Annotated in this window: 20 protein-coding genes; 9 read left to right on the plus strand and 11 right to left on the minus strand. The window is 60.7% G+C overall.

The window, feature by feature from the left end; genetic code table 11:
* Nucleotides 1-57: 57 nt before the first annotated feature.
* Both AB4N98_RS11835 and AB4N98_RS11840 read right to left on the minus strand, forming a co-directional pair.
* Nucleotides 58-306 (minus strand): DUF2789 domain-containing protein, encoded by a 249-nt coding sequence (locus AB4N98_RS11835; protein ID WP_017528404.1) that lies wholly within the window; start codon nt 304-306, stop codon nt 58-60.
* A gap of 32 nt (nt 307-338) precedes the next feature.
* A complete protein-coding gene (locus tag AB4N98_RS11840; RefSeq protein ID WP_068936864.1) occupies nt 339-1,937 on the minus strand; it encodes a glycosyltransferase family 39 protein in 1,599 nt (532 codons plus the stop codon).
* Nucleotides 1,938-2,129: 192 nt separating this feature from the next.
* Between AB4N98_RS11840 and AB4N98_RS11845 the strand changes: the two genes are divergently transcribed.
* The 5 genes from AB4N98_RS11845 to AB4N98_RS11865 all read left to right on the plus strand — a co-directional run bounded on the left by AB4N98_RS11845 (nt 2,130) and on the right by AB4N98_RS11865 (nt 7,172).
* The gene (locus AB4N98_RS11845) at nt 2,130-4,298 is read left to right on the plus strand and encodes a hypothetical protein (RefSeq protein ID WP_017528406.1); all 2,169 of its coding nucleotides are present in this window, start codon (nt 2,130-2,132) and stop codon (nt 4,296-4,298) included.
* Entirely contained in the window at nt 4,295-4,999 is a 705-nt protein-coding gene (locus tag AB4N98_RS11850) for a DUF3142 domain-containing protein (protein WP_068936862.1), read from the plus strand. Before AB4N98_RS11845 ends, AB4N98_RS11850 begins: the two co-directional genes overlap by 4 nt.
* Before the next feature lie 78 nt (nt 5,000-5,077).
* On the plus strand, nt 5,078-5,803 hold the full coding sequence (locus AB4N98_RS11855) for a hypothetical protein (RefSeq protein ID WP_068936943.1): 726 nt from the start codon (nt 5,078-5,080) through the stop codon (nt 5,801-5,803).
* 17 nt (nt 5,804-5,820) lie between these two features.
* Nucleotides 5,821-6,504, plus strand: coding sequence for a hypothetical protein (locus AB4N98_RS11860; protein WP_083221586.1), 684 nt, complete (start codon nt 5,821-5,823; stop codon nt 6,502-6,504).
* Nucleotides 6,501-7,172, plus strand: a complete 672-nt coding sequence (locus AB4N98_RS11865) for a protein phosphatase 2C domain-containing protein (protein ID WP_083221585.1) — start codon at nt 6,501-6,503, stop codon at nt 7,170-7,172. Before AB4N98_RS11860 ends, AB4N98_RS11865 begins: the two co-directional genes overlap by 4 nt.
* 24 nt (nt 7,173-7,196) lie before the next feature.
* On the opposite strand, the gene AB4N98_RS11870 is transcribed toward AB4N98_RS11865, so the two are convergent.
* The 9 genes from AB4N98_RS11870 to AB4N98_RS11910 all read right to left on the minus strand — a co-directional run bounded on the left by AB4N98_RS11870 (nt 7,197) and on the right by AB4N98_RS11910 (nt 16,728).
* A complete protein-coding gene (locus AB4N98_RS11870; RefSeq protein ID WP_460149461.1) occupies nt 7,197-7,775 on the minus strand; it encodes a hypothetical protein in 579 nt (192 codons plus the stop codon).
* Between the two features lie 108 nt (nt 7,776-7,883).
* Complete coding sequence (locus AB4N98_RS11875) at nt 7,884-9,329, minus strand: efflux transporter outer membrane subunit (RefSeq protein ID WP_065876864.1); 1,446 nt, start codon at nt 9,327-9,329, stop codon at nt 7,884-7,886.
* Nucleotides 9,326-10,384, minus strand: coding sequence for an HlyD family secretion protein (locus AB4N98_RS11880; RefSeq protein WP_017528413.1), 1,059 nt, complete (start codon nt 10,382-10,384; stop codon nt 9,326-9,328). Before AB4N98_RS11880 ends, AB4N98_RS11875 begins: the two co-directional genes overlap by 4 nt.
* A gap of 15 nt (nt 10,385-10,399) precedes the next feature.
* Nucleotides 10,400-11,935 carry an MFS transporter gene (locus AB4N98_RS11885; protein WP_017528414.1) on the minus strand — a complete coding sequence of 512 codons (1,536 nt, stop codon included), beginning with the start codon at nt 11,933-11,935 and terminating at the stop codon, nt 10,400-10,402.
* Nucleotides 11,936-12,105: 170 nt separating this feature from the next.
* Nucleotides 12,106-13,026: a LysR family transcriptional regulator gene (locus tag AB4N98_RS11890; protein WP_017528415.1), complete on the minus strand. Its 921-nt coding sequence runs from the start codon at nt 13,024-13,026 to the stop codon at nt 12,106-12,108.
* A 54-nt stretch (nt 13,027-13,080) separates the two neighbouring features.
* A complete protein-coding gene (locus AB4N98_RS11895) occupies nt 13,081-13,929 on the minus strand; it encodes an ABC transporter permease (RefSeq protein ID WP_017528416.1) in 849 nt (282 codons plus the stop codon).
* Between the two features lie 12 nt (nt 13,930-13,941).
* Nucleotides 13,942-14,793 (minus strand): ABC transporter ATP-binding protein, encoded by an 852-nt coding sequence (locus AB4N98_RS11900; RefSeq protein WP_017528417.1) that lies wholly within the window; start codon nt 14,791-14,793, stop codon nt 13,942-13,944.
* A gap of 1 nt (nt 14,794) precedes the next feature.
* The gene (locus tag AB4N98_RS11905; RefSeq protein WP_065876866.1) at nt 14,795-15,820 is read right to left on the minus strand and encodes an ABC transporter substrate-binding protein; all 1,026 of its coding nucleotides are present in this window, start codon (nt 15,818-15,820) and stop codon (nt 14,795-14,797) included.
* Between the two features lie 14 nt (nt 15,821-15,834).
* Nucleotides 15,835-16,728: a TauD/TfdA dioxygenase family protein gene (locus AB4N98_RS11910; protein WP_017528419.1), complete on the minus strand. Its 894-nt coding sequence runs from the start codon at nt 16,726-16,728 to the stop codon at nt 15,835-15,837.
* A 265-nt stretch (nt 16,729-16,993) separates the two neighbouring features.
* Between AB4N98_RS11910 and AB4N98_RS11915 the strand changes: the two genes are divergently transcribed.
* The 4 genes from AB4N98_RS11915 (at nt 16,994) to AB4N98_RS11930 (ending at nt 23,096) form a co-directional block, all read left to right on the plus strand.
* Nucleotides 16,994-17,701 (plus strand): GntR family transcriptional regulator, encoded by a 708-nt coding sequence (locus tag AB4N98_RS11915; protein ID WP_017528420.1) that lies wholly within the window; start codon nt 16,994-16,996, stop codon nt 17,699-17,701.
* 330 nt (nt 17,702-18,031) lie between these two features.
* Nucleotides 18,032-18,790: a DUF3050 domain-containing protein gene (locus AB4N98_RS11920; protein WP_065876867.1), complete on the plus strand. Its 759-nt coding sequence runs from the start codon at nt 18,032-18,034 to the stop codon at nt 18,788-18,790.
* Nucleotides 18,787-19,725 carry a diiron oxygenase gene (locus tag AB4N98_RS11925; protein WP_017528422.1) on the plus strand — a complete coding sequence of 313 codons (939 nt, stop codon included), beginning with the start codon at nt 18,787-18,789 and terminating at the stop codon, nt 19,723-19,725. The genes AB4N98_RS11920 and AB4N98_RS11925 overlap by 4 nt, the downstream gene beginning before the upstream one ends.
* Entirely contained in the window at nt 19,722-23,096 is a 3,375-nt protein-coding gene (locus AB4N98_RS11930; protein WP_460149462.1) for an amino acid adenylation domain-containing protein, read from the plus strand. The genes AB4N98_RS11925 and AB4N98_RS11930 overlap by 4 nt, the downstream gene beginning before the upstream one ends.
* Nucleotides 23,097-23,112: the final 16 nt, after the last annotated feature.

The following is a 23,112-nucleotide window of genomic DNA, read 5'->3' on the forward strand; positions in this document are numbered from 1 at the left end:
GGCTGCGAAGCAGCCCTAAAATCTGCACTTCGGTGCTCCCCTGACACGGCGGTGACCTTATTGGGCCCCCCGCCCACCGCGCAACATCAAATTCAACTCATCCACCACCACCGCCCAATCCGCATCCTCCAAGATCTCATCACGCAAAAACGCCTGCTGGGCCTGGGTCCAAAAAAACGCATCCGCCAGTTTCAATTCCGGCTTGAGCGGCGAATGAGAAGCGACAAATTGCTCGATACTGACCGGATCATCCGGCAAGCCAAGCTGTTTGAACAACGCCGGCAAGCTGTGCAGTGGCGATTCCATAGCGGGTTCCTCGTGAGGACGTTCAAGAGAGTCTAGCGGCAGCCTTCGGGCTGCGGCGCCGGTGCGTTGCACAACACAAACAACCGCGCCCTGGCACCGCCGCCGTCCTGGCGGCTGAGTTCGCGCCAGCCCTGGGGCAAGGGCGCGAAATCGTCAGGCGCTTCGTTGCTGCTGATCAACCATACGCGGCGGGTGTCGACGGGCAATGCAGAAAGGCGGTCGAGGTAGATGCGCCCACCATCCTGGTCGACCAGGGTGCCGAAGCCGTAAGCGTTCGGCCGGGTGGGCGTGCCGTCAGGTTTGGGTGGGGTGTAGAGCTGCAGTTGCGCATCGGTCTGGTCGTAATACACGTAGCTGAGGTACCACATCATGTCGCTGAGCACGATGCGGTCATCTTCTTGGTAGTTGCGATTGACGAACTCCACCGGCACGTTGAATTGATCGTGTTCGTCCACCGCGAAGTTGTTCTTCAACCCCACCAGTTCAACGCCGACAAACAACACAAACAAAGCCGCCCCCAGCCATGAAGCACGGTCGATGACCAGCGCCAGGAGGATCGGCAGCGCCAAGGCGTACACCGTGAGATAGCGTTCGATAAACACCGGCGAAATAAACGATACCGCGTACACCAGCAACAACGGCAGCAGGAAAAACAGCGCCAGCAGGCTGGCAGGGCGCAAACGCTCGCGGTCACGCCAGCCAGCAAAAAAGACTACAGCGACCAGCAACAGCGCAAAACCCCAGAACAGCGGCGGCCAGAAGCCCACCCCTTCGTCCTGTAAGACGAACTGCCAGATCATCGATGGCAGGGACAACAGGTTGACCGGTTCTTCCCAGCCAATATCCCCGCCCACTTTGAGCTGTTCGACGTGTTGCACCAGGTCCAGCAGGTTCGGCAACCATGGCAGGTACAGCAACACAATCACCCCGTTGGCCACCCACCACGCCGGGCGCGCGATCAAACGCAGGCCAGGCGCGCGCGACGTACTCAACAGCCCTATGTACGCCCAATGCACCAGCACACACAACGCCGTGAAGTAGTGGGTATAAAACCCGGCGCTCATCAGCAGTACATACGCCGCCAGATACCGTGTGCGCTCGGGCTGGCGCGCCCAGTACACCAGCGCCAGCGTGGCGCCCAGCAACCAGACGCCGAGCAGCGAATACATGCGCACTTCCTGGCTGTAGCGCACCGCCGTCGGCAACAGCGCCAGCATGACACCCGCCAACACGGCGGCGCGTCGGGTGGACAGCTGCCGCGCGAGCCAGGCGCCCAAGCCCACCACCACCACACCAGGGAGCGCACTCATGCTGCGTATCGACCAGATGCTGTCACCAAAGCATTCGATCCAACTGCGCAACATGAAGAAGTACAGCGGCGGATGCACGTCATGGGCCGCGTGAAACCACAGGTCGTCCAACGCGTACTCGCTAAGCAGCAGGCTTGAACCTTCGTCGCCCCAGATCGCCGCTGACGTGAGGTGGTAAAGACGCAGGGCCATGGCCAGCGCCAGGATGGGCACCCACCACAAACGACCGAGCACGGCTACGCCCTGCCAGCTGCACATTTGCTGAGCGAACGAGGCCAATGCGCTTGTTTTTTCGTGTTGCCGTAACACCGACCGACGCATACCAACTCCGCTATTACCGCCCCTGTGTTGGCAAACACTGCGCATGCACAACCAACCGCCACTCTAGGACAAACGCGTCTGTATCGCCTCACTAATCAGACAAATCGCCAATTTGTGTAGGCCTTCACCGAAGCACTCATCAGTTCAGGCTATGATTGCCGCCCTCCATGGACTCAGGATCAAGGACACGTCATGCGCATCGGTTTTCTGTCACCCCTGGCACTGGCATTGCTGGCCGCTATCTCATTACCGGCCCAGGCCAGTTCCGACGATACCTGCTACCCCGACTGGCGGGTTTCGCGCGACCGCCTCGATACCTGCAGCAACCAGCCGTTCCTCAGTCCAGGCAACGACAGCCGGGTGAACCTGCGCCTGTTGCTGGCCGACAAACAAGTCGCGCCACTGGCCCCCGACGCTTTGAACGACGATGACCTGTCCCAGGGTTTTGGCCCGGTGCCGTTTCCGGTGTATCGCCTCAACCGCGCCGCCAACGGAGAGACCGAACCCGACTCGGACGGCGCCGACGACTCCTCAACCGCAGAACTCGATACCCTGCTGACCCCCCTGGGCATCAAGCGCACGGAGTACACAACCGCTGGTCAGGCCTACCTTGATGGCGAAGGCAGCCGCTGCCGCAGTAACGACGATGACAGCGCCACCGCCTTCATCCGCCAGGTGGTGAAGGCAGACATGCCCACCGCAGAGCGCCAGTTGCTGGCAAAGGCGCGCCTGCAACTGCTGGTCACCTGCACCTGGGACGGCCCAGTGGTCGCCGAGCCTATCGAGTCGTCCAATGGCCGCATGCTGCGGACCTACCTGCAAGCCGCGGCCGACTTTTACAGCGGACGTTTCAGCGAGGCCGAGCGCGGTTTTGCCGCCGCCAGCGGCAGCGAGTTGTCCTGGTTGAAGGAAACCGCGCAGTACATGAGCGCGCGTACCTTGCTGAACCAGGCGCAGGCCGAAGCGTTCGACCAATACGACATGCCGCAACTCGAGCATGTGGATAAGCCCGCCCTGAGCGCTGCCGAAAAAGGCTTCATGGGCTACCTGGAAACTTATCCACAGGGCGACTATGCAATGTCTGCCCGTGGCCTGCTGCGCCGCGTGCATTGGCTGGCGGACGATTTCGACAAGCTCTCCGAAGACTTCGCCTGGCAAATGACCGAAGCCACCGACGCCCAGCGCAACGTGTCGCTGGACGCACTGGTGGAAGAAGCCGACCTCAAGTTGCTGATGGTCTGGGGCGGCAGCATCAAGGACCCGATGATGCAAGTGGTGACCGACCTGCGCTCGATGCGCGCCAGCACCCCACCGCGCCTGACCCGCGAAGACCTCGACGCGCAAAAAGCCACGTTTGCCGACAGGCCCGAGGTGTTCGAGTACCTGCAGGCCGCCTTCGCCCTGTACGTCGAGCATCAACCGGACAACGCCTTGAAACACCTGCCCCAGGAGGTGCCGTCGAGCCTGGACTATTTCGCCTTCAGCCAACAAACCCTGCGCGCCTTGGCGATGGAGGCCAAAAACGACTGGAAAAACGCCGAAGCTCTGTGGCTGCAGCTGTTGCCCCTGGCCAAGCTGCCCCTGCAACGCGATCAGCTGGAACTGGCCCTGGCCATGAACTACGAGCGCAGCGGCCAGGTGGCCAAGGTCTTCGCCAGCGACTCGCCGATCAGCGCCAAGCAAGTGCGTTACATCCTGCTGCGCAACATCGCCGGGCCTGAACTGCTGCGCCAGCAGATCGCCCAGGCCGGCGACCCGCTGGAGCGCCAGACCGCGCAGTTCGTGCTGCTCTACAAAGACCTGCTGCACAGCCAGTTCGCCACCTTCGCCGACGATTTCAAACACCTGCCGGCCCAGGTCTCTGAAGACAAACTGGGCACCAGCCTGGGCTACGTCTACAGCAGCGGCCAGGCCTTGACGTTGTTCCAGTGGAACGGCGACAAAGCCGAATCCGGCTATGCCTGCCCCACCATCGCGCAAACCGCCGCCACGTTGCAAAACGATGCGAAGAACCCTCAGGGCCTTAACTGCCTGGGCGAATTCATCCTGCGCAACAGCCTGGACGGCATGCCGTTGGAACAGGCTCGCGCCGCCGGCAGCCTGGGCAGCACCGCGTCACAGTTCCAGGGCGAAACCTTCTCGCGCCTCGACGGTTACAAACAGGTGATCGGCGACGCCAAGGCGCCGAAGAACGACAAGGCCTATGCACTGTTCCGCGCCATCAACTGCTACGCACCGGCAGGCTACAACAGCTGCGGTGGCAAGGACGTCGAGCCCGCCGTGCGCAAGGCCTGGTTCCGCCAGCTCAAGACCGGCTTCGCCGACACCGAGTGGGGCAAGTCGCTGCAGTACTACTGGTGAAACACCTGTGGCTAGGCTTGCTGTTGCTGGCAAGCCCGGCCTTCGCCGCCGTCGATGCCCGTGACTACGACGCTTTCTGGTTGTGGAGCGGCGTCACGCCCCAGCCGGTACTCAAACAGGCCAAGACCCTGTACATCCTCCAGGGCCAGATCAACTCCACCCGCCGCGCACCGCAACGTGGCGTGCGGATGATCGCCCAGGGCATCAGCGTGCCGCGCCTCACCGAAGGCGAAGTCTGGGTGGTGTACCGCGCCCATACCCTGCACTGGCCGGAAGCGGTCTACACCCAACTGCTCGGCCAGGTACAACGCTGGCGCGACGCGGGCAACCCGGTGGTCGGCATCCAGATCGACTTCGACGCCCGCACCCAATACCTGCACGACTACGCCGACTTCCTGCGCGACCTGCGCCAACGCCTGCCCTTTGAGCTGCGCCTGAGCATCACCGGCCTGATGGACTGGAGCAGCAACGCCGACCCCGCCGCCATTGCCCAGCTCAAGGGTGTGGTGGATGAAGTGGTGGTGCAGACGTATCAAGGGCGCCACAGCATCCCGGACTACGCAGCGTATCTGCCGCGGGTGAACCGGCTGGGGCTGCCGTTCAAGATCGGTTTGATTCAGGGCGGGGAATGGCAGGAGCCGGGGTATTTGAAGGGGAGTGAGTGGTTTAGGGGGTATGTGGTGTTTTTGCAGAATCCTTGAGGTTCTTGACATCTTCATTAAAATATGCAAGAAATCGTCCACGGTCCATGGACAGTGGACACCAGGATCCAGTTGCAGATGAAAAGTCAAGACATCGTACTTCTCTTCAAACTAATCAGCTTGGACCTTCAGGCCAAGGGCGAGCGTCTCAAAAAACGCGAATTCACGGTAATACGCGACCATGACGAAGCCATGCTTCTCGCGCCAACGGAGCCAAAAGCTTACCTTGACCACTTTCTTGATCTTCGCCTTACAGGAAATGTCGAGAAAATAAAACTTTCCGCTGCCGAAGGGTGGGAGGGGTGGGAGGATATTGAGGACTCAGACAGTGCGCCCAACATCGAAAGCTACTCCGTCAGGGCACTTTCGGCTTCTCTCGCATTGAGCAAAAGCGAAGTGTCCAACTCGATGAATCGCTGTCGGGAAATCGGGCTCGTTTACACCGATTTACCGAGTGGAAAGCCAATGGTCAGAAACGGGGCCCTCTTGGATTTCGTAAAATATGCGATCCGTTACGTGTTTCCAGCCAAACCTGGCCCTATTGTCCGAGGCATCCCTACAGCTTTTGCGGCACCGATAATGGCCGGAAAGATCATGAGCGGTGGCGATCTCATGCCAGTCTGGCCTGACGCTTACGGGAAGAGCAAAGGACAGGAGGTTCTGCCCTTATTTAAAACCGTACCTGGAGCGGTCAAGAAAGACGAGCTGCTCTATCACTTCCTAGCCCTTGTGGACGCCATTCGCATTGGCGGGCCACGCGAAACCAAGGTGGCCGACGCCATGCTTAGGGAGTGGATCCTGTGACATCCAACCGAACAATGATGCTGCAAATGCTCGAAGAGGTCGCCCAGGCGCTTGGCGAAGAGTTGCGGGAGCAAGTGGCCTTTGTCGGCGGATGCACGACTGTTTTGCTCATCACCGACGAATACACACTTGAATCAATTCGCGGCACGGATGATGTGGACTTGGTCATTCACCTGACCGGCACCCCTGACTGGTATCGGCTGGAAGAAAACCTGAAGCCCCGAGGCTTCAAAAATACTGGCCAGGACTCCGTCACCTGTCGTTTACGGCTCGGCGCCTTGAAAGTCGATTTCATGCCGACCGATGAAAAGGTCTTGGGCTTTTCCAATACCTGGTTTGTCGGCGGACTGGAAAACGCCGTCGACTACACACTCCCCAACGGAACATCTATCAAAGTCTTTGCAGCGCCGTGGTTCCTCGCTGCAAAACTTCAGGCTTATCAAGGTCGAGGTCATGGCGACGTACTGATGTCCAATGACATCGAAGACATCATCGCCTTGCTGGACGGGAGGGAAGAGCTTATCGACGAAGTAAAGCAAGCACCTTTTGAGCTGCGACGCTTCGTGAGCGATCAATTCACCGCATTGCTGAGACAGTCCGCGTTTCAGGACGTCATCCAAAGCACCGCTCAAGACGCTGATCGGGAGATACTGATACACGAGCGCCTGAAGACACTAATTGAATGGGGAGTGTCTGATTGATCCTCCATTTGAGCCTAAGTCAGCAAGGAACTGATAGAACAGAAAACCGCGATGTCATCGGTTCGATTCAAAGCAGGGAGGCGTACCTGCATGTAATCGCCGATGGAACCTCCAGACCGGGTAGCGGCGACTTGGCGCGGGCCTTGACTCACCATCTGCTTAAGTCTTTTTCCCGCGCAGAGCCATCAGTTACGTCATGCTCTGATAAGGCACTGGAACTCGTCCTCAGCTCACTTGGCGAAGTGCACTCGAACTTTTGCCCAGACTTTCCACGCGCCTCCGCCAGCTACCTTGCGCTGCTGGTGATTGATCAAACGACCGTATCCATTCATGCAGGTGACTGTTGCTTTGGATATCTGGGCAAAGATCAGCGCTTGTACTGGCTAAGTTCACCGCACTGCGGCCCCAACTGGAAAGGAGACCTGAGCCACGCAGTCATCGCGGACAGCCCTGCCCGCAAGACGCTCCTCAATTGCATGAGTTACCGCAGGCCTCATGAGCCAGTCGTCAGATCAATACAAACAGTTGCGAATACGACATGGGTTTTGGCAACGGATGGATTTTGGGCAGAACTTTCAGCTACAGACCAGCTCAAGGCCATCACGGAGCAAACCCTTGCAGGTTGCTCAACCGAAGACGACGTCACCTTCATGCTATTGCGGTCGTAGAAGCAACGCTGCGCCCCGGCTCAATCAGGACAGCCCTTGTTCTAGAAACGCAGACATAAAGCCCAGACTCCAGAGGCCTAGTCCGATCATGATCCAGATACCGTTCGCCCAGGTCAGTCGTATGTTGGCCTTGCCGTTGGGGTCGCCCTCGACCTGGTTCACCGCACCCTGCACCTGAGCGGCCAGGGAGACCTGCAGAATCATAAGGCAAATGCTCAACTTCAATGTCGTCAAGGAGGTGACGAACCAGATATAGGTATAAGGCAGGAACGCACAGATGATCAGCCCCAGAGCCAGGCTCCTCGGCCACCATCGATAGGACACGCCGTCGAGCGCCAGCTTCTGGCTGATTTTCATCACCAACGAATAGAAGAAAAAAACCGAGAAGAGCGCTCGCACAAGCGGCAACACCTTCGCGCCGGTTGCCTGCCGATAACAGGCCCAGTGCTTGTAGAGCCAATAGAACGAATACATACCCTGAGACAACAACACCATCAGCACCAGTTTGCGCGGCGCAACCACGAAGAATGTGGTTTGGCAGGCAGAGGATGGGGTGCCTAGATCAGCTTGCGGGGGCGCGTAGGGATTTTCGATGACCGACATTCGGCAAAGCTCACAGGTAATAAGTTGGCCTGAAAGCTTAACGATCACGGCTCATCAAAGCTTATAGCAGCAAGAATCAAGAACGGTCCTACATCAGCCAATCCAATTTCAGCGTTGAGCAACCGCCAGCGGATACACCGACTCCCAGCCGCCTCCCAGTGCTTTATACAACCCCACCATCGCCAACGACACGCCGGTAGAACTCTCCACCCACTGTTCCTGCGTCGCCAGCAACGCGCTTTGCACGGTGAGCACATTGACGAAATCCGCCACGCCTTCGACGTACTGGTGTTGTGCGGTGGTCAGGGCGATCTGGTTCTGGCGCACGGCTTCGGCCAGGCTGTCGCGGCGCAGTTGGCTGGCGTTGTAGCGGGTCAGTTGGTCGTCGATCTCATGCCAGGCGCGCAGCACCGTGTGTTGGTAGGCCAGGGCCGCTTCCTGTTGCTGGGCTTGGCGCAGATGCACCATGCCTTGCAGGCGCCCGCCGTTGAACAGCGGCAGGCTCACTTGCGGGCCGATGGCGAACGCGCGCGAGCCCCACGAGCCGAAATCGGACAATTGCATCGCCTGCGAACCCAGGTTGCCGGACAGGGTGATGCGCGGGTAGAAATCGCCCTTGGCCACGCCGATGCTGGCGGTCGCCGCGTGCAGGCGGGCTTCGGCCTGGCGGATATCCGGGCGGCGTTCGGCAAGCTGCGACGGCAGGCCGATGGCGACCTGGCGCTGGGCTTGCGGCACGGCGGCGTCTTTGGACAGTTGCGCGTGCAGCGCTTGTGGCGGCTCGCCCATCAGCAGGCTCAGGGCGTTGATCAATTGATCCTGGCGCTGCTGCAGGTCCGGCAGGCGCGCTTCAATGGCTGCGACTTGGGCGGCGGCTTCGGCCACGTCCAGATCCGTTGCCACGCCGTCGGCCAGGCGCAGTTGCGAGAGCTTGAGGCTGTGGCGCGCGACGTCAAGGTTTTGCTCGGTAACGGCGCGGGTGTTCTGCACGCCGCGCAGTTGGATGTAGTCCTGGGCGGTTTCGGCCAGCACCGATAACAGCACGGCGCGGCGGTCATTTTCGGCGACTTGCAGGGTGGCGTTGGCGGCTTCGGTTTCGCGTTTTACACGGCCCCAGAAGTCCAGCTCCCAGGCGGCCGAGAAGCCCATGTCCCATTGGTTGAAGGCGGCGTGGCCGTTTTCACCGGAGGGGTCGCTCAAGCCTTTGCCGCTGTTGCGTTTGCGCTGGTAAGCGCCTGTGGCATCGACGTTGGGGTAACGCTCGGCGGTGGTCACCTGGCGCACGGCACGGCTTTGCGCCAGGCGACTGCCGGCCAGTTTCAGGTCGAGGTTGTCGGTAAGGGCACGGCGTGTGAGGGCCGAGAGTTGTTCATCGTGGAACACATCCCACCAGCGCTCCTGCAACGGGTCGCTGACGGCGCGGCTGTCGGCCCGGCGACCCTGGGGCTCGCTCCATTGCGTGACCTGTGGGGTTTGCGGGCGTTGAAAGTCCGGCCCGACGGTGCAGGCGTTCAGGCTGATCAGGCTTAAGGTGAGCCAGGCAACTCGTTTCATTGCTGGGCCACCTCACGCTGACGTGCAACCGGTTGGGTATCGACGCTGGCCTCCACCGACATGCCCACGCGCAGGCGCTCGGTCAGCGGTTGGTTGGGCTCCAGCACGATTTTCACCGGAATACGCTGCACCACCTTGGTGAAATTACCCGTGGCGTTGTCGGGCTTGACGGCGGCGAACGTTACGCCGGTCGCGGGGGCCAGACTTTCCAGGTGACCGTTGAGCAACTCGCCGTCAAGGCTGTCGACACGCACCTGCACGGCTTGCCCGGCGTGCATATGGGAAAGCTGGGTTTCCTGGAAGTTGGCCACCACGTAGGCCTCGGCCAACGGCACCACGGCAAGGAGCTTGCTGCCGGGCGTGACGTAGGCGCCCACGCGCACCGCACGTTCGCCAACCATGCCGTCCACCGGCGCGACAATGCGCGTGTAGGACAGCTGATAGCTGGCCATTTCCAGTGCGGCCTGGGCACGCTTGAGCCCACCGTCGGCCGCGTCGCGCTGGGCGGTGAGGATTTCTACCTGTTTGCGCTCGGCCGCCAGCACCGCCGTGGACTTGGCCAGGCGTGCGGTGGCCTGGTCGATACGGGTCTTGGCTTGCTGCGCATTCTGCACCGTGCCCGCGCCCACCCCGGCGAGGTGGTTGTAGCGGTTCAGTTCATGTTCGGCGAAGGCCACTTCGGCGCGGTCGGCGGCGACGGTGGCTTGCGCCTGGGCGATGACCGAGCTTTGGCGCTCCAGGGTGGCGGTGGCATTTTTCAGTTGGGCGTGGGCGACCAGCGTGTCGGCATCGGCGGCCTGGGCTGCGGCGCGAAAATCACGGTCGTCGATCAGCGCCAGCAGTTGCCCGGCCTTGACCTGCTGGTTGTCTTCTACCAGCACTTGCTTGATAAACCCGGCCACGCGCGGGGCGACCAGGGTGAAGTCGGCGGCGACGAAGGCATCGTTGGTGCTCTGGCGCGGGTTGCCCAGCAAGCCCGGCGCAGCCAGGTAAACCAGCACACCGACGGTAAATACTGCGATGACGCAGACGGCAATTTTATCTTTGCGTTTCATGAGAGGTCCTTGGGGCTAGGTCGGTGCGCGAGGCGGAAAGATCCGCGTGGGCATCCAGAAAATCAGCAGGATCAGCACCACGGCGACACCGCCCATGACGTAATAGAGATCGGAAGAGGTGAGCACCACGGCCTGTTCGTGCAGCCGATGGGCCAGGCCCACCGCGTCGCCGTCGGCCAGAGGCGAATTGCCCAGGCGGTCCACCAGCAGGGTCGAATGGAAGTGCAGGCGCTGGGTGGTCAGCGTATCCAGCACGCCGGTGGCGATCACGGCAGCCAGGCCTTTGACGGTATTGAACCAGGCCGAGGCGAATGGCCCATCGGAGGGTTGGATGCTGCCGGTGGAGAGCATCAACAGCGGCAGCACGGCCATGGGTTGCCCGAAGATTTGCAGCAGGTACAGGCCGTAAAAGTCGTTGCGAACCCACGCCGAGGTCAGGTGCGCACTGCCGACGCAGCACAGCACCAGCATGCCCAGGCCGATGCCCAGCACCCAGCGGCAATCGACCCAGCGCAGGTTGCACAGCGCCGCCACCAGCGGCAGCGCGATCAACTGCGGCAGCGCCATCAGCAGCATCACCGGTGCGGTCTGCAGCGGCCGGTAGCCCTGGACCTGCGCAAGGAAACTCGACGGGATGATGATCACCGAGGTCAGCACCATCAGCACGCCCGCCAGCACGATCAACGCAAACGACAGGTTGCGCAGGCCGAGCATCTGCAACTTGAAGAACGGTATCGGGTGCGACCACTCATTGAGCATGAACAACACCAGCAGCACGCTGCCGCCAGTGAGCAAAAAGGTGATCAGGCCGGATTCGAACCAGTCCAGCCGATTGCCTTGCAGCAGGCCGATCACCAGCATGCAGATCGCCGGGAAACCCAGCAGCAGGCCGCGCCAGTTGAACTGCTTGAAGCGCTCCAGGCGCAGCGGGTCTTGCGGCAAGCCGTAGGCCACGGCGGCCATCGCTAGCAGACACGGCGCGACGATCTGCCAGAACGCCCATTGCCAGCCGACGTATTCGGTCCACAGCGCCGCCAACGGGGTGCCGAGGCTCGGGCCGAAGGTGGCGGTAAGTGCGTAGCCGGCCAGGCCGTACAGCTTGACGTTGGCCGGCAGGAAACGCAGGGCTACGGTCATCAACATCGGCGGCAACGCACCACCGGCCAAGCCTTGCACGGTGCGCAGCAGCAACAGGCTTTCGTAGTTCGGCGCGAACGGGCACAGGATGCCCAGCACGGTGAACAGGCCAATGGCGTACAGGGTGAAGCGGCGCAGGGAAAACGTCACCGAACACCAGGGCGCAAACGCCATGGCCGCGACCGACGTGGCGGTATAGGCCGCGACCAGCCAGGTGCCTTCGTCAAAGCCGATGTACAGCGCACCACGAATGTCGGCGAGGGCCACCTTGGTGACCATCTCGTTGAGGCCCGATACCAGCACCGCCAGCAACACACCGACCAGGCCGATGATGATGCGCGGGCCGAACACGGGCGGGGCCAGGGTGGCGGGCTTGGCTGCGGCCGCAAGGGTGGGGGCAGCGAGGGACGTCATGAACAGGTAACTCGGAATGGGAAATACCCGAGCAGTTTATTCAGGCATACGCATGACAAAAAGTTACTTATCGACAGCTTATAAGTGCGCCAGACGCAATCCTGGGTTGCCTGATACACCGCCATCGGGGGCAAGCCCCCTCCTACATTTGCCCTGTGTACGCTTGAAATTCAGGTCGGTTGGGCTTCCAGCCAGGTGGCGTGGCAACTTTCGCGCATCGTCTCGCGCAGCCATTTGTGAGCCGGGTCTTTGTCGAAGCGCGGGTGCCAGGACTGGGCGAGTACCAGGGTCGGCAAGGAGATCGGCAGCGAGAAGGCACGCAGCGGCAGCTTCAGGCGATTGGCGCTGTAGAGCGCTTCCTTGGGCACCGGCAGGATCAGGTCGGAGTCGGGCAGCATGAACATCGCGCCATGAAAACCCGGAGCGATCATCGCCACGCGCCGCTCCAGGCCCTGGGCGTTCAGCGCGGTGTCGATCGGCCCGCGGGCGAGGCCGCGCCGCGAGATGCTGATATGGGAATAGCTGGCGAAACGTGCGGCGGTGATTTCTTCGTCGAATAAGGGGTGATCCTGCCGCGCCAGGCCAACAAAGGTGGTGGAGAACAGGTTCTGCACCTTGACCTCGGGGCTCGCCGGCAGGGTGTTGCTCACGCGTAGATCCAGCCGACCTTCGCGCAGGGCTTCGTCATCGGTATCGCCTTCGGGCACGAAACACAGCTCGCACAGGGGGGCCATGCGCTCCATGGTGTCGAACAGTCGGCCACCATACACGCCGATAAAAAAGTCATTGGCGCGCACGCTGAAGCGGCGGCGCAGGGTGCTCAGGTCCACTTGCTCGGACGAGCGAAACAGTAACGCCGCCTGTTCCACCACGGTGCGTACCTGGCCTTGCAACTCCAGGGCCTTGGGCGTGGGCACCAGCCCTCGACCGGCACGCACCAGGATCGGGTCGCCCACCGCTTCGCGAATACGCGTGAGCGTGCGGCTCATGGCCGCCGGGCTGAGGTTCATCCGCCGCGCGGCGCCGACCACACTGCCCTCGTCGAGCAAGGCGTCGAGGGCGACCAGCAGGTTCATGTCCGGTAGTTGCATGCCAAGCACTCGTGAGCGTAAGGGAGTGAACGGGATGCAATCGTAGCAGGTGTATCAGCGCTGCATGCCCCAACGCTTTACGGTGAGCCGCTCGAAGGTGTCAAACACCAGGTTTTCCACCAACAGGCCGATCAGGATCACCACCGCCAGCCCGGCAAATACCTTGTCGGTGTACAGCTCGTTGCGGTTCTGGAAGATGTACCAGCCCAAACCGCCCTTGCCACTGGTGGCGCCGAACACCAGTTCGGCGGCGATCAGCGTGCGCCAGGCAAACGCCCAGCCGATCTTGAGGCCGGCAAGAATCGACGGCAGCGCCGCCGGGATCAGGATGAACAGCACAAAGCGCATCCCCTTGAGACCATAGTTGCGGCCCGCCATGCGCAGGGTTTCGGACACGCCTAAAAACCCCGAGTAAGTATTGAGCGCCAGCGCCCACAGCACCGAATGCACCAGCACGAAAATCAGGCTGTTCTGGCCCAGGCCGAACCACAGCAGCGCCAGCGGCAGCAATGCGATGGCCGGCAGCGGGTTGAACATCGAGGTCAGGGTACTGAGCAGGTCGCGGCCCAATTGGGTCGACACGGCCAAGGTGGTGAGGGCGAACGCCAGCACAATGCCGATCAGGTAACCCTTGAGCAATACCACCAGCGAGATGCTCACCTTGCTCAGCAGTTCGCCGCTGAGCAGCCCGTCGTATAGCGCGTTGAAGGTTTGCAGAAAGCTCGGCAGCAGCAGGTCGTTGTTCTGGTAGCGCGCGACGGCTTCCCAGAGGATCGCCAGCACGATCAGGATCAGGCCCTTGCGCAGCCAGCCTTGTTGCCACAAGCGCTGGCGCAGTGGCAGTTCGCGTTCCACCGGGACGCTGAGCAAGGGTTCGAGGGTGATTTCGTATTCCTGGCGCATGGGTCGCCCTCCTTAGTAAGCGATGCGGATATCGGCAAAACCCAACTCGGGTTCGGCAGCCGTGGTTTCATCGAACAACAAGCGATGAATGCGCCGCGCCGACGCCTGGAAGTCCACACCGCCAAGGCTGTGCAGGTTGTATTGATGGCTGTGGATTTCCGCGCGCACGCGCCCAGGGTGCGGCGACAGCAGCAGGATGCGATTGCCCACCACCAGCGCTTCTTCGATGGAGTGCGTGACAAACAACAGGGTGAAGCGCACCTCTTCCCAGAGCAGCAGCAACTCCTCTTGCATCTTGCGCCGGGTCAGGGCGTCGAGGGCGGCGAAGGGTTCGTCCATCAGCAGGATTTTCGGCTGCATGGCCAAGGCACGGGCGATGGCTACGCGGGCTTTCATGCCGCCGGAGAGCGTATGCGGGTACGCCTCGGCAAAGGCACTGAGGCCCACTTTATCGAGGTAGTGCAGCGCGCGCTCTTCGGCTTCGCGACGCTTGAGGGTGTTGGATGCCAGCAGTGGAAACATCACGTTCTGCTTGACGGTTTTCCACGGTGGCAACTGGTCGAATTCCTGGAACACCACGATGCGGTCCGGGCCCGGTTGCTCGACCTTTTGGCCCAACAGGCGAATCTGGCCTTCGCAGGGCTTGATAAACCCGGCGATGGATTTGAGCAAGGTGGACTTGCCGCAGCCCGAAGGGCCAAGCAACACGTAGCGGTCGGCCGGGTCGATTTCGAAACTGACCTGGTGGGTGGCCCGCACCACGCGCTCGGGGGTGCGGTATTCAAGGCTGACGTTATCCACCGCCAGCAGCGGCTCGGCGGTGTGCAGGTTGCTGGCCGCGTGGCCTTGCAAGGGCGCGTTCATTTCAACTTCCTTGCAGGGGCTTGTCGTCCTGGAAGAAGTAGTCCTTCCACGATTCAGGCTTGTTTTTGATGGCGCCGACACGGTAGAGGAACTCCGCCAGCGGGTAGGTATTTTTTGGGGTGACGCTGAATTCGAACTGCGGGTTGTCGATGATTTTGAGCAACTCGGCGCGGTCGATCTTGGCGTTGGTCACACGGATATAAGTATCGGCGGCGGCGCCTTTGTCGTTCTGGGCGAACTGCGCGGCTTCGGTCAGTGCCTCGACGAACGCTTTATAGGTCTTGGGGTTGTCGTTGCGGAATTTTTCAGTGGCAAACAGCACGGTTGGCGAGTTGGGGCCGAGCAGGTCGTAGGTGTTCAACACTACGTGCACGTTAGGGTTGGCCAGGGCCTGGTCCTGGAACGGCGGGTTGGAAAAATGCCCGGTCAACTCGGTACCGCCGGCGATCAGTGCGGCGGTGGCGTCGGGGTGCGGAACGGCGACGGTGTATTTGTCGAGGCGATTGAATTCCTGGTCGCCCCACTGCTTGGCGGCGGCGTATTGCAGGAAGCGCGACTGCACGGACACGCCCACTGCGGGGACGGCGATGCGGTCCTTGTCGGTGAAGTCGGCGATGGTCTTGACCTTGGGGTTGTTGCTGACCAGGTAGTACGGGAAATTGCCCAGGGACGCCACGGCCTTGACGTTCTGTTTGCCGTGGGTGCGGTCCCAGATGGTCAGCAGCGGGCCGACGCCGGCCCCGGCTATATCGATGGAGCCGGAGAGCAGCGCATCATTGACCGCCGCGCCACCGGAGAGCTGGGTCCAATCGACCTTGATGTCGATGCCTTCCTGCTTGCCGTACTTCTCGATCAAGTGCTGATCGCGCACCACGTTGAGCAACAGGTAAACGATGCCGAATTGTTCGGCGATGCGGATCTCACCTTCGGCCTGGGCCGCCGCAGGCGCCACCAGGCTACCGGCCAGCAGGCTCACGCCCAGCCCGAGGGTGGCGGCCAAGCGCGCAAATGGAATGTTCCTGGACATGGTCATGCTCCGAATCAGAAAGGCGCGTCGCCCTGGATGGTGGTGCGAAACAGCTTGCGGCGCAGGTGGCTCGGGCAACCGGCGGCCAGGTGGATCAGCGAGCGGTTATCCCAGAACACCAGGTCGTGAGGCTGCCATTGATGGCGATAGATGTTGTGCGCCAGCACGCTGTGGGCATAAAGCTGGGCCAGCAGGTCACGGCTCTCATCCTCGGGCAGGCCGACGATGCGGGTGGTGAAGCCTTCACTGACGAACAGCGCCTTGCGGCCGTTTTCCGGATGCGTGCGCACGATGGGGTGCACCACTTCGGCCACTTGCGCCAACTGTTCCGGGGTGAGCGTTGGGCGCCAGTTGCCTTCGAATTTGGTTTCGCTGTAACGCGCCGTGTAGGAATGCGCGGCGCTGCGGCCCTCGACGGCTTTGCGCAAGTGCTCGGGCAACTGATCCCAGGCCTTGTGCATGTCGGCGAACAAGGTGTCGCCGCCTTCGCTAGGCAGCTCTTGTGCGTGCAGCATCGAACCAAGGCTGGGCAGTTCTTTATAGGACAGGTCTGAATGCCAGAACTTGCCGGCATCGCCCAGGCCGATGGATTGGCCGTTTTCAATAATGTTGGAGACGATCAGGATTTCGGGATGGTTGGCCAGCAGGAACTGTTTGAGCACATGAATCTGCAGCACGCCAAAACGGCGGCTGAAGGCGATGTGCTGTTCGGGGGTGATGCGCTGGTCGCGAAACACCACCACGTGATGGTCCAGGTGCGCGCGGTGGATGCGCGCAAAATCCTGCTGATTGACTGGCCGGGACAGGTCCAGGCCAATGATCTCGGCCCCCACGCTGCCGGGCAGTGGGCGCACCTCGAAGGCTTGGGCGGCAGGGATCGCTGTTGGAACAGTAGAGGCGGCGGACATGAGTTCACTCCCGGTGGGTCAGGAGATTGACTTTATAGGCATAAGAACTTGATTTTAAATACCGATAATGAATAACGATATGCGGGAAGGGAGCAAGGTGATCGGGCCGTGTAAGATCTGCGAAAAGCCTGGCGTGGGCCGTCGGAATCGCGTGTTGAAACGCTTACAAGCCGAAACCGTGCCTGTTTGACAAGCTTAAGGGCACTCTCTAGTGTGCATTGGATCCAATTAGCCATCACTTTTAGAAAAAGAGCACAACGTAGCCGTGACGCAGAAGCCGACCCCTTTGAACAGCATCAAGATCAGCGGTCCTATTCCCGCCCACCTTGCTCGCTCCGTGATTGAAGAAACCTTGCGCAATGCCATCCTCGACGGCCGGTTGCCCTGTGGTACCGCCATGCGTCAGCAGGAGTTGGCCAGCCTGTTCGGGGTCAGCCGCATGCCGGTGCGTGAAGCCTTGCGCCAGCTGGAGGCCCAGTCGCTGCTGCATGTGGTGACCCACAAAGGCGCCGTGGTGGCCCCCGTGATTGAAGACAATTCGGCGGAGACCTATCAATTGCGGATGTTGCTGGAGTCTGAAGCCTTGCGCTTGTCGATTCCGTTGCTGACCGACGCCGATATCGCCGAAGCGGACGCGTTTATCCGCGCTCTGGAGCAGGAAGAAAATTACGCCGAGATGGGTCGTCTCAATCGCCTGTTTCACATGGCGCTCTACGGCAAGGCGCCTAACCAGCGACTGCTCAAATTGGTGGAACACGGGCTGAATGAGGAAGAACGCTTCCTGCGCTTCAACCTTCAGGCCATGGGGCTGGGCCAGATAACCCAGGACGACCACCGTGAACTGTTGAACCTGGTGGCGCAGAAGAAAGTCGAGGAAAGCGTCCTGACCCTGCGCAATCACCTGATGCGTGGGATGGAAGTTATTACCACCTATCTCAATGGCGTGGACACCACCGGCAAGAAAACCCCGTAATCGGGTTTTCGCCCGCCCTTCTTTACGCTTAACGTTGGGGTACTGTGTCTGCCGGGTAGTGCCCCTGCGCCAAAGAAGCTTCTTATTTAATAAAGCCGCTGCCCACGGCCAATATCATTTAGAAAAACATCCACTACATTCCTATACTCGTTACGTTTTTCAGCCCGCCTATTATCGCTTATCACTAAACCAGACACTTGCGTCGACGGCGCAGCCCATCCGCATGAACAGCGTGCGCGTCGCGCTTGGTTTAGACCTGTTTATCTCTTTGCCGCGTATAAAAGCCCGCTGCTGTTTCACGGCAAAAGCAACAACTTATAGGCCTACACCATGTATCAATCATTACTTGAAAAAAGAAAACTACAGTTATGTAGCCACCCGCTATTAACGGAAATAACCTCGCAAAAAAAGTTACAACTTTTCATGGAGAGCCATGTATTCGCCGTTTGGGATTTCATGACACTTACCAAACGCCTGCAACAGGACCTGAGCTGCACTCGCTTGCCCTGGCTGCCACCGGCCGACCCACTCGCCGCGCGCCTGATCAATGAGATTGTGCTGGGCGAAGAATCAGACGAACACCCCCGGCAAGGCTATTGCAGTCACTTCGAGTGGTACCGGGAGGCCATGCTCGAAGTCGGCGCCAGCCCTTGCGCGATCGACCGCTTCGTCGCACTGCAACGCGAAGGCGTCGAAGCGGGCAGCGCCTTGCATATGATCGATGCACCCGCCGGCGTACGCCGGTTTGTCAGCGACACATTGCACATTGCGCTGCAAGCTCCCATCCACTGTGTGGCAGCCGCTTTTTTTCACGCTCGCGAGCAGGTTATTCCGAACATGTTCGAGCGTTTCCTGCGGTCTGATACGCTCCTGCGTTGCCAGGCGCCTACCTTGCGGGGCTACCTTGAACGCCACATCGAACTGGATGCCGGCCATCACGGGCCGGCGGCTGAGCAGTTGCTCGAACGTCTGGTGCGCGTAGCCCCGGCGTACCGCCAACAAGCCAACGACGCAGCCCTTGCCGCGGTGCAAAGCCGTATCGCGCTCTGGGACGAGATGCGGGCGGCGCTGCAAGAAGTGCAGCCATGAACATCGCCAACTACACCTCGACTGTCGACGACTGGGAGCGCCGCGCGACCATCCGCACACGCCCCCGCCGCCTGCTGGAAAACGATGACAAGTTGATCTATCCGCTATGCCGCCAACCCTTGGTACTCACTGCCACTTTTGTGGAGCAGTGCCCCCAATGGCGCGACTTCGTGCTGGTGCAGAGCTTCTACAAATTTATCAACGATGTGGTGATCTTCGAGACTGAGATCGTCGACAAGACCGCGCGTAACATCGCCAAGAACCGCTTCTCGGTGCCCTTCCCATTCGCCTGCCGCGTGGATGCCATGACGGTAGTGGTGGATGAGGATTACCACGCCCTCGTCGCGTTGGACTTCTTGCAACAAACCCTGGACATGACAGGCGTACAACCGCTGGATCTACCCGCACACATCGAACTGAGCCGCGCTCTGCCGGCGGCACAGGCTCAGGCGCCGGCCCACCTGCGCGACGCTGTGGAGCTGATTGGCGTGGCCATCGCCGAAAATAGCGTCACCCACGATGTGGCGGCGTTTTCCAAGGACAACAGTGTCAAAGCGTCCATTCGTGGCTTGATGGCCGACCACCTGTTTGACGAAGGTCGCCACGCGCAATTCTGGACTCGCCTGGTGCAACACTATTGGCAAACCGCGAGCCCGGCTGACCGTGACAGCATCGCGCACGTGTTGCCGATATTCCTGAGCCATTACCTGACCAATGACCTGCAGAAGAACTTCGACCTGCAGTTGATCGAGCACCTGGATATAAGCAGCAGTGTGCGCGGTGCGCTGCGTGATGAAGTGATCACGCTGGCGTTTCCCATCACCGGCCAGCACCCCTTGATGGGCAATATCATCAGCTTCCTGCAACACAGCGGCTTACTGCACACACCCAGTGTGACGCAGGCGCTGAACGACTATCTGCCGGTGCCCGCATGAGGCGCCTGACCATCGGATGGCGCGGCACCAGCAAGGCACTGGGTGCCATCAGGCCGGTACTGGAGCAGTACGGGCATGTGTCTGCTGACGAGGCCATCGACCTGTGGCTTGAAGACGGTAGCCTGCCGTTGCCGGACGAGGTGGGCGAAGCGGCCTGTATAAGGCTGCGCCTGGGGGTTGGCCCGGAAAGTGGCTGTGGGTTGCCCGCGCTACAATTACGCGCCTATGACCGTGGCCAACGACTGTGTGCCGTGCTGAACATCGCCGAAGAGCCCAGTGGCAATGGCCAGCGACTGCGCCAGCAGGTGACAGGCGCACTGGTGGACTGGGTTGCGCTGCACGTCAGTGGCTTTTCACGGGACCCTGGATATCGGCCTCTGAGTACGGTCGCCACGGACTGGCCCGAGCAGGGTTTGCAAGGACTTGAAGCGTTGGCCTTTATGCATCGGTTCAATCGTACACACGACCGCGCATTGAGGCAGGAAGCCCAGGTGCCGGTGTTCGAACGAATACAGGCCAGCCTTTTCGCTTTCGCCAATCGGCCGGCACTGTGCATCGCCGGGAGTGAGGTGACCTATCGCCAGCTGCACGTGCAGGCCATGGCAATCCAGCAACGCTTGCGCCCGTTACTGGAGGCGCTCGAGGCGCCGCCAGTGATCGGTGTATGCCTGGCAAAATCCGTCGAGCTGTACGCCAGCATTCTCGCGGTACTTGGCTGTGGCGCGGTGTACTTGCCGCTCGCCCCTGACCAGCCTCCTCAACGTCATCAGACGATGCTCGCCGGGGCTCAGGTGCTGCTGGACACCGGCAAGCATCCGTTGCGGGGACGTTTCCTGGCGTTGGATGTCAGTGCCGTCGACCCTGGCGACACCACCGAAACCCTCTGTGCGCCGACATCCAATCACGCCTGCCCGGACGCGCCGTGCATGCTGCTCTACACATCGGGAACCACGGGCCAGCCCAAGGGTGTGCAACTGAGCCAAGGCAACCTGGCGCATTTCACGGCCTGGTTCAGGACCTGTATGGCACTGGATGAACGCAGTCGGGTGTTGCAGTTTTCGCCCTTGAGTTTCGACTCATCGCTCATCGATATCTTTCCCACCTTAATCGCCGGCGCCGCGTTGATCATCCCCAGCGAACAGCAACGGCACGACCCCCGGTTACTGGTGGAATTGCTTCGCCGGCAGCGCGTCAGCCATGCGTTTCTGCCGCCCGCGCTGCTCAACCTCCTACCGCTGGACCGTCCTCTGGGTGTGACGCATCTGCTCACTGGCGGCGATGCCTGCGAACCCCATGTGATCGAGCGCCTGGCGGGGCAGTGTCAGCTCCACAACCTCTATGGCCCCACCGAAACCACGGTGCTGATCACGCACCGGACATTGGTCGCCAACGACGACAATCGCAACATCGGCACCCCCATCGCCAACAGCCGGGTGCTGATTCTGGATGACCAGTTGCAACCCGTAGATGAAGCGGTAACCGGCGAGCTTTATATCGTTGGGCCTGGGGTAAGCCTGGGGTATGTGAATGCGCCGCAGGAGACCGCCAGCCGGTTTGTCGAGCTGCTGCTGCCGGGGGGCCAGGCCGTGCAGGCCTTTCGCAGTGGCGACCTTGCGCAGTGGACCGCCGAGGGTATCGTGTTGGGCGGGCGGCGCGATGATCAGGTAAAAATCCGTGGGTTTCGGGTCGAACCCCAGGAAATTGAACAATGCCTGCGCAACAGCCGGTTGTATCGCGGGCTGGCGGTGGTGATCGACCCTGACCGCAGGATCCACGCCTTTTTCGCCCAGCCCGAACCAGGTGCTACGGTCGCCGCGTTGCGCACGCATGCACAGCAGTGGCTACCGGACTACATGCAACCTGGCTTCTGGGTTGAACTGCCAGACATACCGCACACTCACCACGGCAAGGTTGATCGCAGGGCGCTGTTGACGCTACCACCACAGCCCATTTTGCAGGCGACCCCCTGCCTTGCGCGCACCGCGCTGCAAGCACAGCTGAGCGGCCTGTGGGGCGAGCTGTTGGGGTTGCCCGCCGAAAACGTGGGTATTGATGACAGCTTCTTCGACCTCGGCGGCCATTCGATTTTGCTGTCGATGTTGTTGTTGCGTGTTCGCGAGCAATTTGGCCGTGGTTTTGCGCTGAGCCAGTTCATTGAAGTCCCGACGGTTCGTACGCTGGCAGCGCTGATGCAAGACGGGGAGCGCCCCGACGCCTCTTCCGGCCAGGCGATCCGGGATGCCCAACGGCCGTGGATGATCAACTCGTTGCCCGAGGGTGCCTGGGGCGATCCGCGCAAAGTTATAGTCACAGGCGCCAACAGTTTCGTCGGTATACACATCGTCGAAGCCCTGTTGGCCGGTGGCGCCATTGAGGTGGCGTGCTTGGTGCGTGAACGACCGGGGCAGTGCGCGATGATGAGGTTTACCCAGGCGCTGCGCGATTACCGCTTGGACCATATGGACCTGAGCCGAGTACAGGTATTCGCCGCCGACATCAGCCAGCCTCGACTGGGTTTGGCCCGCGACGTCTATGACTCTCTCGTCGAAGGCTTCGGTGTGCTGGTGCATAACGCGGCGCAGGTCAACCACGTCATGGACTACGCCTCGCTAGCCAGGAACAACGTCGAGCCCGTATTCGAATGCTTGCGTCTATGCGAGACGCGCTGCAAGAAAGTATTCAATTTTGTCTCGACGCTGTCCGCCTCCAGCAGTATCGACACGGTGGGACGTATCCTTGAAGCCCCTGCGGCGGCCACATTGCCGCTGTATATCAAGAATGGCTACAACCTCTCCAAATGGGTGGCGGAGCGACTGCTGGGGCGCGCGGTTGAAAACGGGGCCTGGGTCAATATCCATCGCCTCGGAAACATCAGCTTCAACAGCCGCAATGGGGTTTGCCGGCCGCAAAAAAATCGCCTGATGCTGATGCTCAAGGGCTCGCTGCAACTAGGCCTGCTTCCGCGGCTGGATTTGAATTTCGACCTGATGCCAGTGGACTTTCTGGCGCGCTTCATTGCGTTCCACGGCAGTCGTTTTCAAGCCGATAGAAGCGTGTTCAACCTGCATAACCCGCAGCCGTTGAGCTGGGAGAATTATCTGGATGCGTTCAGCCGAGCCGGTCATATGTTTGAGCGGGTAAGCATCACGCAATGGCAGAAGGCGCTACAGACGGTGGACCAGGACAACGCGCTGTTTGGCGTACTCGGTTTTTATCTTGATCGCTTGGATGAAGACATCGGCGATACCGGGATGATCCTTCACGAGAACGCACAGCGTGGCGTTGAGCAAATGGGTGAGCAGTATCCCGATAAAACCCCCGCGCTATTGAGCAGAGGTTGCAATTACCTCAAGGCCATCGGTTTTCTATGAATTGCGTCAGGACAAC

The organism is Pseudomonas sp. S3_E10 (assembly GCF_054667615.1).

Bases quoted from the DNA above. Each gene is read 5' to 3' on its own strand.
- AB4N98_RS11835 (WP_017528404.1), bottom strand. From the start codon at position 306: ATGGAATCGCCACTGCACAGCTTGCCGGCGTTGTTCAAACAGCTTGGC.
- AB4N98_RS11840 (WP_068936864.1), bottom strand. From the start codon at position 1,937: ATGCGTCGGTCGGTGTTACGGCAACACGAAAAAACAAGCGCATTGGCC.
- AB4N98_RS11845 (WP_017528406.1), top strand. From the start codon at position 2,130: ATGCGCATCGGTTTTCTGTCACCCCTGGCACTGGCATTGCTGGCCGCT.
- AB4N98_RS11855 (WP_068936943.1), top strand. From the start codon at position 5,078: ATGAAAAGTCAAGACATCGTACTTCTCTTCAAACTAATCAGCTTGGAC.
- AB4N98_RS11860 (WP_083221586.1), top strand. From the start codon at position 5,821: ATGCTGCAAATGCTCGAAGAGGTCGCCCAGGCGCTTGGCGAAGAGTTG.
- AB4N98_RS11870 (WP_460149461.1), bottom strand. From the start codon at position 7,775: ATGTCGGTCATCGAAAATCCCTACGCGCCCCCGCAAGCTGATCTAGGC.
- AB4N98_RS11875 (WP_065876864.1), bottom strand. From the start codon at position 9,329: ATGAAACGAGTTGCCTGGCTCACCTTAAGCCTGATCAGCCTGAACGCC.
- AB4N98_RS11880 (WP_017528413.1), bottom strand. From the start codon at position 10,384: ATGAAACGCAAAGATAAAATTGCCGTCTGCGTCATCGCAGTATTTACC.
- AB4N98_RS11885 (WP_017528414.1), bottom strand. From the start codon at position 11,935: ATGACGTCCCTCGCTGCCCCCACCCTTGCGGCCGCAGCCAAGCCCGCC.
- AB4N98_RS11890 (WP_017528415.1), bottom strand. From the start codon at position 13,026: ATGCAACTACCGGACATGAACCTGCTGGTCGCCCTCGACGCCTTGCTC.
- AB4N98_RS11895 (WP_017528416.1), bottom strand. From the start codon at position 13,929: ATGCGCCAGGAATACGAAATCACCCTCGAACCCTTGCTCAGCGTCCCG.
- AB4N98_RS11900 (WP_017528417.1), bottom strand. From the start codon at position 14,793: ATGAACGCGCCCTTGCAAGGCCACGCGGCCAGCAACCTGCACACCGCC.
- AB4N98_RS11905 (WP_065876866.1), bottom strand. From the start codon at position 15,820: ATGTCCAGGAACATTCCATTTGCGCGCTTGGCCGCCACCCTCGGGCTG.
- AB4N98_RS11910 (WP_017528419.1), bottom strand. From the start codon at position 16,728: ATGTCCGCCGCCTCTACTGTTCCAACAGCGATCCCTGCCGCCCAAGCC.
- AB4N98_RS11920 (WP_065876867.1), top strand. From the start codon at position 18,032: ATGTATCAATCATTACTTGAAAAAAGAAAACTACAGTTATGTAGCCAC.
- AB4N98_RS11925 (WP_017528422.1), top strand. From the start codon at position 18,787: ATGAACATCGCCAACTACACCTCGACTGTCGACGACTGGGAGCGCCGC.
- AB4N98_RS11930 (WP_460149462.1), top strand. From the start codon at position 19,722: ATGAGGCGCCTGACCATCGGATGGCGCGGCACCAGCAAGGCACTGGGT.